The sequence below is a fragment of the Bradyrhizobium sp. Ken64 genome (genome assembly GCF_055807555.1).
Genome location: NZ_JBVVPA010000006.1, coordinates 274,975 through 289,902 on the forward strand (window position 1 = coordinate 274,975; position 14,928 = coordinate 289,902).

A 14,928-nucleotide genomic window follows, 5' to 3' on the forward strand; every position below is an offset into this window, starting at 1 on the left:
TTCGCCCTGTGCTTCCTGTTCGAAGCCTATGTGATGATCACGGCAGGCCCCGCCGCCACCTTCACCGGCTCGCCTCCCGCCTTCATCTTCCTCCTGCCGGACTGGCTCTCGTATCCCCTCATGCTCGCTGTGATCGCACTGTCCGTTATGGCGGGCTGGCCGCTTGGCGACGATTTCAAGGCGTGGTTCTCCCGTAAGAGCTGGTGGTACCGGCGCAGGAAACAGGAGCAGGAATTCGGGAAGGGCGGCTCGGCCGCCTACGCGTCCATCGTCGAGGAATGGCGTTACCGCTACCGTCCGGGCGACATGGTGCTCGGCGTATCGCGCCAGGAACTCAGCTGGCCGATCGGCTGGAAGGACGATCGCGGCTTCCTGACCATCGCCGGGACCCGGTCCGGCAAGGGCCGCTCTCTCATCATCCCGAACCTTCTCGTCTATCCGGGCTCAGCGCTCGTGATCGACCCGAAGGGCACGAACGCGCGTGTTACCGCCGCGCGGCGGGGACACGGTGGAGGGAGGGTCACGGCCTTCCTCGGGCAGGACGTGCATATTCTTGATCCCTTCGGCTGCGTGCCGGAAGCGAAGAGCTCTCGGTTCAATCCTCTCGATGCCCTCGACCGCACTGCAAACGATTACGTCGAGCAGGTCGGCCTGCTGGCCGATGCGCTGGTGGTGCCGGGCCCGGCCGGGGACACGCCGCACTGGGATGAGACGACACGGAACATCCTGAAAGGCGCGATCATATTTGTGATGCAGACAAGGGAGCGGCCCAGCTTTCTTGATGTGCGCGATCTCCTGACCGCCCCGCCAAAACAGTTCCTCGCCCATCTTGAGGCGATGCACAAAGCGGGCGAGCAGACGCGCAGCGCGTCCGCCCCGCTGCTGAACGCCGGACCGAACGAGCGCGGCAGCTTCATGACCACGATCCTGCGCAACACGGACTGGATCGTCAGCCCCGCTCTCAAGGAAACGCTCTCGGGGTCGGATTTCGACATGAACGACCTGAAGCGCAGGCGGATGACGATCTATGTCGTGCTGCCTGGCAACTATCTCGAACTCCACGCCCGTTATATGCGCCTTGTCGTCAATCTCGCCATCAACGCGATGTGGTCGCAGAAGACGGGGAAACCCCGCCATCCCGTGCTCTTCCTTCTCGATGAATTCTTTAGCCTCGGACGGCAAAGGCAGATCGAGATTTCGGCGGGCCTGATGTCGGGCCTTGGCATGACGCTCTGGCCCATCGTCCAAAATCTCTCGCAGCTGAAGGAGCTGTATCCCGCGAACTGGGAAACCTTCTTTGCGAATGCCGGTGCGGTGCAGGCATTCGGCGTCAATGACAGGACGACCGGAGAATATATTTCCGGTCGGCTGGGCCATGCGGTCTGGAAGGAACAGGTGGGCGGCCACGAGCAGCGTTACGCGAACAAGTTCCGCGACCCCAACGAAGTCGAGCGGGAAGCCGCGCGTGAAACCGGCCGGATGCTCGTGTTTCGCAACGGCGATCTGCCGATGCTGATCCGCCGCATCGACTATGACCGGTATTTTCCGCGGCACTGGTACAATCCCGATCCCGACTATGTGGATAGCGGCAAGCTGCGGGAAGCCGCAGCGTTGCCCAAAGCTTTCGATCCCTTCTCAGGCAAGCCGGGCACATCGGCGCCGCCGCCCGTCATCAATTTTGATCTGGCGCTGTCGAACGCAAAGCAGCGCAAGGAGCTTCTCGCGGAGGAGCCCTTAGAGGCGCAGCCTGCGGAAGAGGAAGATGAGGCGCAGCCTCAGGAGGAAATTTCCGGTTCGCTACCTGACGAAGATTCTCCGGAGGAGCCTGATCCGTTCGCGCAGCTGGACGCGCTGATCGGCCTTGAGAACGTAAAAGCAAGGGTGCGGCAGCTCATCGATCAGGTTGTATTCAATGCGGCCCGAATCCGTGAGGGGCTGCCACCCATCACGACCTCCTATCACCTCGTTTTCACCGGCAATCCCGGCACCGGCAAGACGACGGTCGCGCGGATCGTCGGTGCGATCTACAAGGAGCTCGAACTTCTTGAGAAGGGCCATGTCGTCGAGGTCGATCGCAGCGGCCTCGTCGGCCAGTATCTCGGCCAGACGGGACCGAAGGTAACGGCGGCCTTCGACAAGGCGATGGACGGTGTTCTCTTCATCGATGAAGCTTACTCGCTGGCGGTGAGACGCTCTGACGGCGCCGCCGACGTCTTCGGCCAGGACGCCATCAACACCATCGTGAAGCTGATGGAAGACCGCCGCGACCGCATCGCTGTGATCGCGGCGGGTTATACCGGGGAGATGAATGATTTCCTCGATGCCAATCCGGGCCTGCGCTCGCGCTTCGGCACGATCATCGAATTCGAGGACTACAGCCCGGAAGACCTGACCAAAATCTTCGCGGGCTTCTGCCAGGCGAACAAGGTTGAGGCGACGCCCGAGACCGAGGAGAAGGTCCTTCTCCTCATGACGCGTCTATGGGCGGGGAAAGGAAAGCATTTCGGCAACGCCCGCGAAACGCGTAACGTTTTCGAAGCGAGCCTTGCCAACATGGCAAGCCGCGTCAGCCGCATCGATAATCCACGCGGCCACGACCTTAAAACGATCCTTCCCGAAGATATCCCTGAGGTTTCCGTTCTCCGCAGGAAGAACGGCAGCGGAGACGGCGGCAGCGGGAGCCTTTATGAGGAGCGAAAGGAAGTCCTGTCTCCCGCGCCAAAGCGCGCGCCGCGGCGCAAGGCGCCCCCGCGCGACAAGGGAAAGGACGATAACGACATACAACGGTAGGCAGCAGAATTCGCAAAGAGCTGCCCGAAACTGCTATAATGAAAGCATGGGAATTCGCACGCGAGGCGGGGGCCGGAAGGCGCCGCCGAAAGACGAATCGTCTGCTCTGAAAATCAAATTGCGCGGCCGCGACAACGCGGCGCTCTCCATGCAGCAGGTGGCCGAAGGCCTTCTCGATACCGCCCGCTTGCTCAAGCAGCATGAAAACGGCTACCGCGTCAAAACGGCGACGCTCTACGTCACCATGGTCGACGAAAACGGCAACGCCGTTCGCCTCAACGACAAGAACGAGCTCACGCTCTATCCCTATCAATCGCACGCTGACGAACACGGAATTTGAAAAAGGGTTGCCCTGCAACCCTGCTAGCCCCGCGGCAATGAGCAGGGAAAGACAGTCAAGGGCCGCCACTCAGGGCGGCTCGCGTCAGCCCTTGACGGTTCTGGGGATGCAATCCCTCTTACCTCGCGCGAGGGATCGTCACCTTGGGCCGAAACGCGGGAAGCGCGGTTCGGGGCCGCAGGCCTAGAGCCCGGCCCCGCGCTGCGGGGACGCGCCCTAATACTGCGATGGCTGCATGCTGCCCCGAAGCTTTGGATCGAGCTGCCGCTCAAACCAGTCCTCGACCAGCTGCACCGGGCCGCCAAGGCGCTCCACCGTCGCCGCCTGCGTGTGCACCGAGCGGTATCCCGTGAGCGTCACGGGCAGCGGTGACCGGCAAAGGGATTCTATTTCAAGATGGGCGAAGCATGTGCTCCATTGCGGGCAGTAGCGCACTTCGATTTCGATGCCGCACCATTCGAGGCGGTAATGCTGATAACGTCTTTCCATGATCTTCTCCTTCAAAAGAAAGAAAGGCGCTTACGCGCCTTTCTCCTCGGTTGCTTCTGACGGTTCGCGGAGGACGACACGGCCGCCCGCCACCGGAACGAGATCGAGCTGCAGGGTGAGCCCCTTGCCGTCTTCGTGATCCCAGGCTGCGCCGATGCGGGTCCAGAAGGATTTATCCTGACCCTTGTCCTCGACGTGATAGGCGATCAGTGAGGGTGCCTTTGCTTCGCGGGACTGTTTGTCGTTCTTTTTGAAGTTACGTGCCATGATTTGCTCCTTTTGCTGAATGTTCGACACGCCTCACCTTGGACAGGGCGGAATAGCTTTCCGGATCACTGCTTTTGAAAGGGAGGGGCATCGCCCGGCTGCACAAGCGAAGCGCGGAAGCTGGGGACACCGTTGCAAAACCCGGAACGGGCCCGGCATTGAACCGGAAGCGCGTCCTGTCAGGTTACGGCGTATAAAGTCGATGCATTCTGCGATTAAAGGGGCAACTCATCAAAACGCACGTAAATTCAAACCATGTGGAACGGCAAACCCGCGAAGCAAAGGCGCCTCCACAGATACAAACGCCTGATCTGAGGGCGAGGATAACCTGCACTGACGCTCATCGACGACGCTGCCGCACGAAGACGGCTTTCTTCAGCGAGCCTCGAAGCACGCATTGATATTCCGCACGCGGGCATCCGTGTCCTTCGTACCTGAGGAAGCAGCGAGGTGCTGCGTGATAACCGCAACTTTCTCTTTTTTGAAATCGAGATTATCGCGAAGACGTTTGATGGCAACGCAGTCCGCCTCATCGGCATCGGCCACGGAAATCCGCGCGCATGCGGCGGCAAACGCAAACTCTCTCGCCTCATTCGGCCAGCCCGCGATCTTCGGGTCGTACATGATGGTGTAGTCATCGCGCACGAAAACGGGCTCACGCGCCGGTTCGCTTCCTTCATGGGCTTTGTAAGTGACTGCGCCGCCCGTGGCCTTCTTGCAAACCGGGGTCGCCAGCACCGTCTCCTCGCGCACATTCACGCGGCCTGTATCGGTCAGTGCCCGATACATGAGGGAGGCGAGGAATGTGACGCCAAGAACCCCGATCACGACCCAGAACAGATTGCCCAATATCTTCATGAAAAAAGCTCGCTCAGGATAGCCGGGACGACGCTTAAATCAGCCCCGGAACATCACCGGTCACGCAACTGGAAATAGATGAATTCTGCCCGCCGCCAGAACCTGGTTCAAGCGGATTCGGCCAGAGAGTTAATTCAAGCGCTTTTCATTCAGGCGCGGACACCGGCTTGATGATCCTGACCTTTTATCGCGTTCGCGATGGCCGCCGGGCGCGAGGCCCGCGGGCGCTGCCGTGTGGCAGCGCTGGCGAGACGGCAGGCGTCTCTTCACCGGTCAGGAAAATGCGGTGCCGCGCCGCTCAGCTGATGATAAAGTTTTGTTTGCCGGCGGCAGGCCTGTCGCGGGCGAATTCACTGTTGGGCTTTAGATGCGGGTTGATTGCCAGGCTTGTGCCGGGCGTCGGTTTCCTTTGGATGAAAAAGCTGTCAGACTGACGGGGAAGGGCCTCGTCGGCATGCCCCGGTTTTGAAAGGTTCCCCGTGGGTGTCATCGAACGAAATAATGTCCATGTCCGCGGTTCAGGCGAACGTACCATGATGTTCGCCCATGGCTTCGGCTGCGATCAGAACATGTGGCGCTTTGTCGAGCCTGCCTTTGCAGGGGATTTCAGGACCGTGCTGTTCGACCATGTCGGCGCAGGCGGCTCCGATCTGAAGGCATATGAGAAACGCAAATATTCGAGCCTCGCGGGTTACGCGGACGACGTGGTTGATATTGGGCGGGAGCTCGGTCTGAAAGATGCTGTCTTTGTCGGTCACTCGGTCAGCTGCATGATAGGCGCGCTTGCGACGCAAAAAGCCCCGGGCATGTTCGGTGAGCTCGTCATGATCGGTCCCTCGGCACGCTACATCGATGACGGCGATTATCGCGGCGGCTTCAGCGCAAGGCAGATCGAGGAGCTCCTTCAGTTTCTTGAAGCTAATCACATGGGCTGGTCGGAACAAATGGCACCCGCGATCATGGGCAACCCGGACCGTCCCGAGCTCGGCGCGGAACTGACGAACAGTTTTTGCCGGACCGACCCCGAGATCGCAAAGGCGTTTGCGCGGGTCACTTTCACTTCCGACAACCGGAAGGATCTCGGCAAAATCGAAATCCCGACGCTCATACTCCAGTGCAGCGAGGATATCATTGCTTCGCAAGAAGTCGGCGAGTTCGTTCACCGCGGCATAGCGGGCAGTGAATTGGTGATCCTTGAGGCGACGGGCCACTGCCCTAATCTGAGTGCGCCCGAAGAAGTGATCGCCGCCATGAGGGGATTCGTCTGAGCACGCCTGCGCAAAATACCGAACTCCTGATCGACGATCTTGAGGATATGTTCGAGAACGCGCCCTGCGGTTATATCACGCTGCACACGACCGGCCGCGTCGCGCGGGTGAACAGGACGCTCCTCTCCTGGACCGGCTACACCGCCGATGACATGGCCGGAAAGCGCTTCAGCGATTTCGTGAACATGGCGGGACGCATTTATTACGAGACCCACATTGCGCCGCTCTTGCGCATGCAGGGGTTTTTCAACGAGTTCGCGATTGAGATGGTATCGGCGGGCGGGGAGCCGATCCAGATGATCTGCAACGCGCTTGAGGGCCGGGACGCCACCGGCAAGCCGCTCTTTATCCGGTTCGCGCTCTTGAAGGCGACGGACCGCAGGCGATACGAGCAGGAGCTTTTACAGGCGCGCGAAACGGCGCGAACGAACCTTGCGAGCGAACGGGAGACTTCCGAGCTCAGGGAACAGTTTATTGCCGTCCTCGGCCACGACCTTCGCAACCCTCTCGCTTCGATCAGCGCCGGGGCACGCATACTTGGCCGCAGCGCGCAGACGGAGCGGGATCATCAGGTCGTCGCGATGATGCAGACGACGGTCATGCGCATGGCAGGACTGATCGACAACGTGCTTGATTTCGCTCGGGGGCGGCTAGGCGGTGGCATCACTCTGGATCGCAACGCGAGCAAACCCCTTGAGCCCGTGCTGCATCACGTGATCGATGAATTACGTCTCGCCTCACCCGGGCGGGAGATCGAGGCCGAGTTTGCGATAGATGTACCGGTCGATTGCGACCGGAGCCGGATAGGGCAACTTGTTTCCAACCTCGTCGGCAATGCTCTTACCCATGGCGCCTCGAACCAGCCTGTGCGTATGCGCGCGGCGACGGGTAAGGGTCTGTTCACCCTGTCCGTTGCGAACAAGGGCGAGCCGATACCCGATGCCGCGATCGACAAGCTGTTCGAGCCGTTCTTCCGGGGAGAAGTACGCGCGAGCCGTCAGGGGCTGGGCCTCGGCCTGCACATTGCCTCGCAAATTGCGAAGGCTCATGAAGGGACATTAAGCGTCAGTTCAACTGCCGAGGAAACCCGATTCACTTTCACGATGCCGCTAATATAAGGAATTGGGGCTTTGCCCGGACCCGCCGCTTGAGCGCCGGGAATGGTGCCTCTACAGCACCGCCGTGATATCGCAGCGCAAGCCGGATGGATGGTAGTCGATTTTTGTCTGGCCGCCGAGGTCGCGGACAAGAATATCTTCAAGAAGCCGTGTGCCGAAGCCCTTTCGGGTTGGCGGCGTCACAACCGGCCCGAAGCTTTCTTTCCAGCCGAGCTGCAACAGCCCGTTCTCCACGGTCCACTTTAACGAGACGAGGCCTTCGGGCCGCGACAAGGCCCCGTATTTCGTCGCGTTCGTCGCAAGCTCGTGCAGGGTGAGCGACAGGGCCAGCGCGTGCTTTGGGGAGACCGTGATGTCGGTCCCGTTCGTGGTCACCTGATTGCGGCTGAACGGGTTCAGCGCGCGGGACGCGACATCGGTCAGGTTCGCGCCGGTCCAGGCGCGCATGGTGAGAAGGTCATGCGCCTGCGCCATCGAACGGATACGCTGCTCGACCGCCTGCCTTGCGGAGGGAAGGTCCCGGGCATTCCGCATCGTCTGCGCGGTGATTGCGTGAATTGTCGCGAGCGTATTTTTCACCCGGTGGTTCAGCTCATTGAGAAGGAGCCGCTGCTGTTCTTCGGCCTGCTTCAATTCGGTGAGATCTCGGCTTGCGCCGGCAATCGCGACTGGTTTCCTTGAAGGCCCTTCGCCTTCGAACTCGACGAGACCCCAGGCGCTAAGCCAGCGCCAGTTGCCGTCGAGCTGCTTTACGCGGTACTCCACGTCGTAAAGGCCGTCGCCCTCCGGGTCGAGCGCTTTGCCAACGCGCGACCACATCAGCTCCATATCGTCGGGATGGAATTTGAGCTTTACACCGGCATCGTCGTGGAGAAACCGAGCGTCGGTCAGGCCGTAGAGGCGCTGGGCGTTTTCATCGTAGGTGCAGATATTGTCGGCAAGTGTGTATCGCCACGTCCCCATTTGAGAGGCGGTCATCGCAAGATCGAATGTGCGCTTCTCCCGCTCCAGCGACTGGCGCAGTTTGCGCTCATCCGTCAGATCCTGAACAAGCCCCGGCTGGTCGTTGTTTGCAGCATTGGGTCCCGTCCGCGCCGCGGCGGGCGGGCGTGCGCTCGGCACCGTCAGATCGTGGCGGCCCATGATTTCAAGATGTGCGCCGTCGGCTTTGTCGACGCAGTAATTGCACATACAAATCATGCGGCGCCCGCGCACCGCTTTCTGGACAAGGGCTTCGTAGTCCATAAAATCCGGCCATTGGTCGTTTGAGACCCAGGCGCAGTTTCCGCTCGTCCTGAGACCGCTGTATCCGCCCCCGAGCGCGTTCTGCTCGCGCTGCAAAAGGCCGGTAACAAGCTCGCGCGGCTTTAGCTTTTCGGCGGCCGCATACCATTCATCGCCGTTAACGATTTCGATCTGCTTGTCGTGCTCGCGCTTGTCGAGGTCGGGAACGGCTGCTCGCAGCGCGGAGCGCGCGTCGTCTGCGTTGAACGCCTGGCCAGTCACCCAGAGGCATTGCTCATTATTCCGGAGACCTGCCGTGAAGTAGGGCACGAGCAGATCGCGCAGCTCGATGCCTGACCCGAAGAAATGGGCGAGGTGGCTGCCCCACTGAAGGTGGGGGACGGTCGGAAGACCGGATGGTGACCAGGGCTGCATTAGCGATCGACGATATTCAAAGTTGTATGGCAGGACTATTAGTACCACCTTTGCGCGGTCCACTAAAGCTTCTTCGCAAAACGGTTGCTGCTGTATTCGCTTGAAGTGCCGCTCATTCCTGAATGCGAATACGAGCGGGTTATTGATGGCTCGGCTTAAACCAAGCGCATCCGGCAAGGGCGCCTGAAATCACGGATACGTGCAAAAGCGCTTCTGACGTGGCTTACTCATTTTGAGCCGATAGGCTCGCGCAAAAATGGGCCAAAAGTCGCGATTGCTTCCGCAAGGTCTCCTTGAAAAAACGGCTTCGCGAGGCGTGGCAGCCCCTCAGCCGATCCTTCGGGAAGCTCTGCGTAACCCGTGGCGATGATGATCGGCAGATTAGGCCAGTCGTGCCGCACCGCTTCAGCGAGCTCGGACCCGGTCATGCCCGGCATGGCCTGGTCTGTGATTAAAAGATCTATATCGCCCTTCTCGTTGATGAGGCTGAGCGCCTCAGCTCCGCTCGTCGCGGCGAACACCGTGTGGCCAAGCTCCTCCAGCATCGCTGAGGTATTGAAAGCGACGAGGGGATCGTCATCGACACTGACGATCCTGAGCGCGCGCGCTGCAGGCGCGGGCGGGGCAGGGATATCCTCTTTCTTCAGCTCTTCTTGGGTGTAAGCGACAGGCAGGCATAGTTCGACCGTCGTTCCCTCGCCGGGCTTACTCTTGAGACAAAGTTTGCCACCGGACTGCTCTGCCATCCCGTGCACCATAGGCAGTCCGAGACCCGTGCCTTTCCCGACACCCTTCGTCGTGTAGAAGGGTTCGGTGGCCCGTCGCAGTGTCACTTCATCCATGCCGATGCCGGTGTCCTTTACCGCGAGGCAGACATAGTGACCCGGCGCAAGTCCCGGCTCCTCGCGTACGGTCCGCTCCCGCGCCGAGATGACAATTGTCCCGCCTTTCGGCATCGCGTCTCTTGCGTTCATTGCAAGATTGAGAATGGCAAGCTCAAGCTGGTTTGCGTCCGCCGACACTTTCGGCAGGCCGACCGTTAAGTGGGTTTCGATGTGAACGCCCGATCCGAGCGAACTCTGAAGCAGATCCGTCATTCCGTTGACGAGTTCGGTGACGTTGACAGTCTGCAGTTTCAGCTCCTGGCGCCGCGCGAAGGCGAGCATGCGTTGCGTCAGCGCGGCGCCGCGCTGCGCGCCCTGCAGCGCGTTGTCGAGAAACTTGTGCATCTGTGTGTCGTCGCCGGGCAGGCGGCGCTTCATCAGCTCAAGGCTGCCTTGGATGGCCATCAGTAGATTGTTGAAATCGTGGGCGACGCCTCCGGTGAGGTGACCGATCGCTTCCATTTTTTGCGACTGCACCAGCGCTTCCCTGGTGCGTTCGAGCTTCTCTTCCGTGTGCTTGCGCTCGGTGATATCGCGCGTAATTTTGGCGAAGCCGATCAGCTTGCCCGCTTCGTCGCGGATCGCGTCAAGCACGACGCTCGCCCAGAATTTCGTCCCGTCCTTGCGGACCCGGAGGGCTTCTTTCTCGTATTTGCCCTCGCGCCGCGCGGTTTCGAGCGCGGTGACCGGAAGCCCTGCCTTTCGGTCCTCTTCTGTATAGAAGACTTCAAAATGCTTTCCGATTACCTCTTCCGGCGTGTAGCCCTTGATCCGCTCTGCGCCCGCGTTCCAGCTCGCGACGAGGCCCTCCGGGGTGAGGAGATAGATGGCGTAATCGGTCACCCCTTGCACGAGAAGGCGGAATTGCTCCTGGTTTCGGAGAAGCTCGGCTTCGGCCGCGCGGCGCTCGGTCAGGTCGCGTGTGACCTTGGCGTAGCCGACGAGCTTGCCCGCGTTATTCCAGATGGGGTCGATGATGACGTAAGCCCAGAACCGGGTGCCGTCCTTGCGAACGCGCCAGCCTTCACTTTCGAACTTGCCCTCGCGGGCGGCCGTCTCCAGCGCCCGCCGCGGCAGTCCGGATTTGCGGTCTTCCTCCGTATAGAAACGGGAAAAATGTTCGCCGATGATTTCGTTTTCTTCGTAGCCTTTGAAACGACGCGCGCCAGGATTCCAGCTTGAGACGATACCTTCCGGGTTGAGCATGTAGATTGCATAATCCGTCACCGCCTCCACAAGCATGCGGTAACGGCCCTCCGCCGATTGCGAGGCCTCGAACTTGTTGAGTTGGTCCAAACTATTAGCCCCGGGGTTCGTCATTTCTCAGCCTAACAGGACGAAACGTTCATGGCTCGAAAAAGTTCCTGGTGGAATGCAGGAGACTCGCAGCTTTCTCAGGGACCGCACTGGCGAGGCGTTTCGCTTGGTTAAAGGGGCAGCCTCTCTGGCTCCTCCTGGTCGGCCGCAGTAGCGCCCGCAAAGCGCTGCCGCTCGCACAGCGCTTCTCCTCGCGCCGGAATTGCATCAACACCAGCGGCTCGCTCCGGAAGTTTGCTATTTGGCGGTCATTTGGGCGGCGGCCCGGGCGATCTCAGCCATTCGCCGATATGCGCTCCCATGTCAGTCTCGCGGGCTTTTTTCAGGAGCGCGTCACGCTCTTGACCGGGAGGCAGGCTCTCGGCCCGGAGCCTGATCTGCTCAGCCTGGCGCTGCAGGCGTTCTTCAAGGGATGTGGTCTGCTTGATGCGGCGACGTTTCATGGCAAACCTCCACGATTTGTCTAGGCTCTCGATAACATTTCTCGGCTTCCGAGGTTCCAATGCGGGAACCTGTTGGGGCGCGGCGGCGCGCTAGGAACCCATTAAAGATCAAAGGCTTGTTGCGGTAGTGGAGAGAGCGCCAGATGTTCGCAGGGTTCATTTTCGATGTGGAAGGGACGCTGGTGGACAGCGTGCCGCAGAATCTCCGCAGCCTGCAGGACGCCTTGGAGCGCTTCGGTTGCCGGGTGCCGTACCAGACGCTGCAGCTCTATTTCGGCCTTGATGGCGATCAGACGCTGCAGCTTATCCTCCCGGAATCAACCGAGTCGGCGCGCAAGGAGATTCTGGAGGAACAGGGGACGATTTACGAACGCGAGTATCTCGCGAGCGTCAAACCAGTCGACGGCGTCAGGGATGTCTTTCGGGCGCTGACCGAACACGGCGGAAAGATCGCACTTGCGACCGACTGCAAGGGCATCGCCTTCAAGCGCTATATCTCACTTATGAACGCTGATGACTATATCACGGCGACGGCTTGCGGCGATGACGTTGAGCACGGCAAACCGGACCCGCGCCTTGTCGGCATCGCGCTGCGCAAGCTTGCGCTGCCGGGCGCGCAGTCGGTGATGGTTGGCGATACGCCGTACGATGCTGAGGCGGGCCTTGAAGCGGGCGCGAAAGCGGCTGGCGTTCTCACCGGCGGCTTCAGCGAAGAGACTCTCTCGCAGGCCGGATGCTTTGCGGTCGCTGAGGATCTCCGGGCTCTGCTGGCGCATCTCCTGCGCGGCGCGCCTGAGCCGGAGTGGGCCCAGCTCGATCTGCTCCGGAAGTCCGCGTGAAGTTGCCACCGCGCGATGTGCTCGCGCGGGTGATCTCCTGCACCTGATACTGCGCCGCAAACAGGCAAGCGGCGTCTCCTAAATAAACTTTCTTCTCGCGGAAATGTCGTGCAGCTCGCGGGTTGTCAGGCGACAAAACCAGGAGAGGAAAGTCCATGCGAATAGCAACCTTGACGTTCTCCGTCCTTCTCGCGGCAACAGCGTTGCCGGTACACGCGCAGCAGTCATCACCTAAGGCGGTCCAGGAAGAAGCCGACAAGGGCCTTAAGACGCACAACTCCGGCGCGTCCGGCGTTGTCGGCGAGCAGAAAGCAGGCTCCTCGAACATGCCGGGCCAGATGGGGACCGGCAATTCATCGACGCAGCCGAGTGCGCAGAATTCAGGGACGGGTGTGAGCGGCGCGCCGGGCAACAAGAACGGACCGCCCGCGAACGCGACGACGACGGGCATTTCCAACTCTACTGTCCAGCAGCAGGATAGTTCAGGGGTGAAGGGTCTGCCCGGAAACAAGAGCGGCCCGCCTGCTAGAAAATAAGCCTCATCTCGCGCCGTACGGGCGCAGCCTCATTCTCTCTGCGCCCGTGCCGCACCGATCTGCCACCCCTTCTTGCTTGCCGGAAGATACATTCTCGCGGGGCAGCGAGAGATCAAACGAGTCTCTCGTCGCGACGACTTGTGATCGATCGATTGCACTCCCGACGTGGCGCCACTCAGGCTGGTTCCGGATTTAACCTATCCCACCAGCATCAAGCTTAATTTGCGAAGGAAGTTGCCGAGCCGCACGCATCGACGAATATGCGGCACTGGACATTGCCCTAGTCCAGGATCAGCGTGGCGAGGCCGTCCGGCGATCATACTCCGCCCGGCGGCTTCGTTGTTGCCGGGGGCCGACCTGCTGGGGCTGCTGCTGCTCATGCTCCGATGCCGGCCGCCATTGGCAGACCTTCTCGGCTTAAATCTTTCCTGATGGCGGCGCAGGGCCGCGGTGCGGCATGCGGCCTCTGAAGCGATGTCTGCGACTCGTTACTTCCTTCTCGTTCAGCTTGAACGCAGTGGAAATTGGCATACCGGCGATGCCGCCGCCCCGGCTGCTGCCTTGACGCTGCAGGGGCAGCCATTTCGATGCAGGGTCGCTGGTGATCTCGATACCGTTTTCCTTCATGTAGGCATAGGTGCGGGCGAGCCTTTCTACCGAAGGCGCGTAGCGGCTGTCATACCATTTCCTGAGATGCCGTGATTGATCGAAATCCTTCGCCTTCTGGCCCCGCTTCAGACCAACGCTGAGAGCAAGCGTGATTTCTCCGTCGTAATCACCCCGGTTATGCGCAAGCCACGTCTTATGCCAGGCTATCTGGCCAAGTTGTCCGCGGTCCAGACATCTCAACTCATGTTTCTCAAGGCGCCTGAGCGCCGTGAAAAGCCGCTCGCATTCTGCGGCCTCATTATCATGCCGCCTTTTCATCGCGGTCTTCACCTCGCGGTGAAATTCCTCCATCGTGCGAAGCTGCTTGCGCCGCTGCTTCTCGTAATGGCGGATTAGCTCTCGCAGGGCCGCAACCTTGCGGAGATACAGCGCAAGGCCAGTCGCCTGCCACTGCCGGCGCGCGAGATGCCGCTTCTGTTCGGCAAAAAACCAGGCCAGCATGACCTTGCGCTCGTGCATCTGCTGGACCTTGATCTTCTGCCATTGCTGGTCGACGGCAAGTTTCCGCGTCCGCTGGGCGCGCAGCAGGCGGTTACGCGCTTCCTCTACCGCCGCGTCCTTCTTCAGATGCTCCCGCGCGGCGTCGCGCAGGGCGGCCGCGCGCTGCGCCATCAATATCTTGGCGCGCTCCGTCGTTGGCAGGAGTGCGACGGGCAGGTTCTGCAGTTTAGCCGCGACATCCTTGGTTTTCGCGCCTTCTATCTGGCGCGACAGGCTGTGCACGTCGCAAGCGAGATCCACGACTACGTAGGCGCGCCTGTCGCCTCTCGCGAGAAGGTAGCCGCGCTCCTCCAGGCTCGCCTGCAGGCTCATGCCGTCATCCGACATACGCCAGGCCTCTGTCACAGCTGCGCGGCGTTCGTCCGGCGTGATGCCGGAGTTCTTTGCCCGTTCCTTGTCGGCGCGGGTAGGCGCCTTTGTCCGGGCGGGGTCGTCAAAGCGGGCCGGGCCGCGATCTTCCGCGAGCCCCGCCGGGAGCGTCAGGCCGAATTCAGCCGCGAGCTCCTGCGCGCATTTGCGCAGCTTCTGGCGGTCATGGCCGAGATGGATGGCTTTCATCCGCTCGATATCGATGCGCGACCACACGGCATGGCAATGGTGCCGGCCGTTCTTCACGTGAAAGAGCACGATGCGGGGCTGGCCGGACAGACCAAGGCGCTCTTCCATCAGCTCCAGCACCCGCGTGAACTGTGCACGGGTGAGAGGCCGGGGCGGGTTGATGAAGGCGGCGTAGACGCCTTCTTTCGCGCGCGTGCCCGCGCACAGCGCGTCCATCTCGGTCAGGGCGCCGTCGATATCGGTCGCGACCGTGCCGGATACCTCGGCGAGCTCGATGGTGTCGTTATCGACGGTGTTCTGCAGATGGCGCGCGAGCCAACGGGTATTACCGGTCTGCAGCCCCGAGATAATCACTGTAACCGCCCGCGCACATCAGTGCCGCGCAATATAGC

At 60.9% G+C, this 14,928-nt stretch carries 13 protein-coding genes; 6 read left to right on the forward strand and 7 right to left on the reverse strand.

Going from position 1 to position 14,928, the window contains the following annotated elements:
- The first annotated feature begins 33 nt into the window (after window positions 1-33).
- Both AC0L2F_RS13740 and AC0L2F_RS13745 read left to right on the forward strand, forming a co-directional pair.
- Window positions 34-2,790: a type IV secretory system conjugative DNA transfer family protein gene (locus AC0L2F_RS13740; protein WP_473248719.1), complete on the forward strand. Its 2,757-nt coding sequence runs from the start codon at window positions 34-36 to the stop codon at window positions 2,788-2,790.
- Between the two features lie 46 nt (window positions 2,791-2,836).
- Window positions 2,837-3,130: a hypothetical protein gene (locus AC0L2F_RS13745; RefSeq protein ID WP_473248720.1), complete on the forward strand. Its 294-nt coding sequence runs from the start codon at window positions 2,837-2,839 to the stop codon at window positions 3,128-3,130.
- A 216-nt stretch (window positions 3,131-3,346) separates the two neighbouring features.
- Here AC0L2F_RS13745 and AC0L2F_RS13750 read toward each other — a convergent pair whose 3' ends face one another.
- The 3 genes from AC0L2F_RS13750 to AC0L2F_RS13760 form a co-directional block, all read right to left on the reverse strand.
- Window positions 3,347-3,619 carry a hypothetical protein gene (locus AC0L2F_RS13750; RefSeq protein WP_473248721.1) on the reverse strand — a complete coding sequence of 91 codons (273 nt, stop codon included), beginning with the start codon at window positions 3,617-3,619 and terminating at the stop codon, window positions 3,347-3,349.
- 30 nt (window positions 3,620-3,649) lie between these two features.
- Window positions 3,650-3,886, reverse strand: coding sequence for a hypothetical protein (locus AC0L2F_RS13755; protein WP_473248722.1), 237 nt, complete (start codon window positions 3,884-3,886; stop codon window positions 3,650-3,652).
- A 375-nt stretch (window positions 3,887-4,261) separates the two neighbouring features.
- Window positions 4,262-4,744, reverse strand: coding sequence for a hypothetical protein (locus AC0L2F_RS13760; protein WP_473248723.1), 483 nt, complete (start codon window positions 4,742-4,744; stop codon window positions 4,262-4,264).
- 479 nt (window positions 4,745-5,223) lie between these two features.
- Here AC0L2F_RS13760 and AC0L2F_RS13765 point away from each other — a divergent pair, with 479 nt between their 5' ends.
- Window positions 5,224-6,012 carry an alpha/beta fold hydrolase gene (locus AC0L2F_RS13765; RefSeq protein ID WP_473248724.1) on the forward strand — a complete coding sequence of 263 codons (789 nt, stop codon included), beginning with the start codon at window positions 5,224-5,226 and terminating at the stop codon, window positions 6,010-6,012.
- A gap of 47 nt (window positions 6,013-6,059) precedes the next feature.
- Complete coding sequence (locus tag AC0L2F_RS13770) at window positions 6,060-7,130, forward strand: PAS domain-containing sensor histidine kinase (RefSeq protein ID WP_473248725.1); 1,071 nt, start codon at window positions 6,060-6,062, stop codon at window positions 7,128-7,130.
- Window positions 7,131-7,181: 51 nt separating this feature from the next.
- Here AC0L2F_RS13770 and AC0L2F_RS13775 read toward each other — a convergent pair whose 3' ends face one another.
- The 3 genes from AC0L2F_RS13775 to AC0L2F_RS13785 form a co-directional block, all read right to left on the reverse strand.
- Window positions 7,182-8,966, reverse strand: coding sequence for an MEDS domain-containing protein (locus AC0L2F_RS13775; RefSeq protein ID WP_473248726.1), 1,785 nt, complete (start codon window positions 8,964-8,966; stop codon window positions 7,182-7,184).
- Window positions 8,967-9,016: 50 nt separating this feature from the next.
- A complete protein-coding gene (locus AC0L2F_RS13780; protein ID WP_473248727.1) occupies window positions 9,017-10,969 on the reverse strand; it encodes a hybrid sensor histidine kinase/response regulator in 1,953 nt (650 codons plus the stop codon).
- A gap of 269 nt (window positions 10,970-11,238) precedes the next feature.
- Entirely contained in the window at window positions 11,239-11,433 is a 195-nt protein-coding gene (locus tag AC0L2F_RS13785; protein ID WP_473248728.1) for a hypothetical protein, read from the reverse strand.
- Window positions 11,434-11,576: 143 nt separating this feature from the next.
- Between AC0L2F_RS13785 and AC0L2F_RS13790 the strand changes: the two genes are divergently transcribed.
- Together AC0L2F_RS13790 and AC0L2F_RS13795 are read left to right on the forward strand one after the other, a co-directional pair.
- On the forward strand, window positions 11,577-12,272 hold the full coding sequence (locus AC0L2F_RS13790; protein WP_473248729.1) for an HAD family hydrolase: 696 nt from the start codon (window positions 11,577-11,579) through the stop codon (window positions 12,270-12,272).
- A gap of 170 nt (window positions 12,273-12,442) precedes the next feature.
- Window positions 12,443-12,808 carry a hypothetical protein gene (locus tag AC0L2F_RS13795; protein ID WP_473248730.1) on the forward strand — a complete coding sequence of 122 codons (366 nt, stop codon included), beginning with the start codon at window positions 12,443-12,445 and terminating at the stop codon, window positions 12,806-12,808.
- Window positions 12,809-13,225: 417 nt separating this feature from the next.
- Here the strand turns inward: AC0L2F_RS13795 and AC0L2F_RS13800 are convergent, their stop codons facing one another.
- On the reverse strand, window positions 13,226-14,890 hold the full coding sequence (locus AC0L2F_RS13800; RefSeq protein ID WP_473248731.1) for a relaxase/mobilization nuclease domain-containing protein: 1,665 nt from the start codon (window positions 14,888-14,890) through the stop codon (window positions 13,226-13,228).
- Window positions 14,891-14,928 lie beyond the last annotated feature (38 nt).

What these genes read in the sequence shown, in the direction of transcription:
- AC0L2F_RS13740 (WP_473248719.1), top strand. Translation starts at nt 34, where the DNA reads ATGATCACGGCAGGCCCCGCCGCCACCTTCACCGGCTCGCCTCCCGCC.
- AC0L2F_RS13785 (WP_473248728.1), bottom strand. Translation starts at nt 11,433, where the DNA reads ATGAAACGTCGCCGCATCAAGCAGACCACATCCCTTGAAGAACGCCTG.
- AC0L2F_RS13750 (WP_473248721.1), bottom strand. Translation starts at nt 3,619, where the DNA reads ATGGAAAGACGTTATCAGCATTACCGCCTCGAATGGTGCGGCATCGAA.
- AC0L2F_RS13755 (WP_473248722.1), bottom strand. Translation starts at nt 3,886, where the DNA reads ATGGCACGTAACTTCAAAAAGAACGACAAACAGTCCCGCGAAGCAAAG.
- AC0L2F_RS13770 (WP_473248725.1), top strand. Translation starts at nt 6,060, where the DNA reads ATGTTCGAGAACGCGCCCTGCGGTTATATCACGCTGCACACGACCGGC.
- AC0L2F_RS13790 (WP_473248729.1), top strand. Translation starts at nt 11,577, where the DNA reads ATGTTCGCAGGGTTCATTTTCGATGTGGAAGGGACGCTGGTGGACAGC.
- AC0L2F_RS13745 (WP_473248720.1), top strand. Translation starts at nt 2,837, where the DNA reads ATGGGAATTCGCACGCGAGGCGGGGGCCGGAAGGCGCCGCCGAAAGAC.
- AC0L2F_RS13760 (WP_473248723.1), bottom strand. Translation starts at nt 4,744, where the DNA reads ATGAAGATATTGGGCAATCTGTTCTGGGTCGTGATCGGGGTTCTTGGC.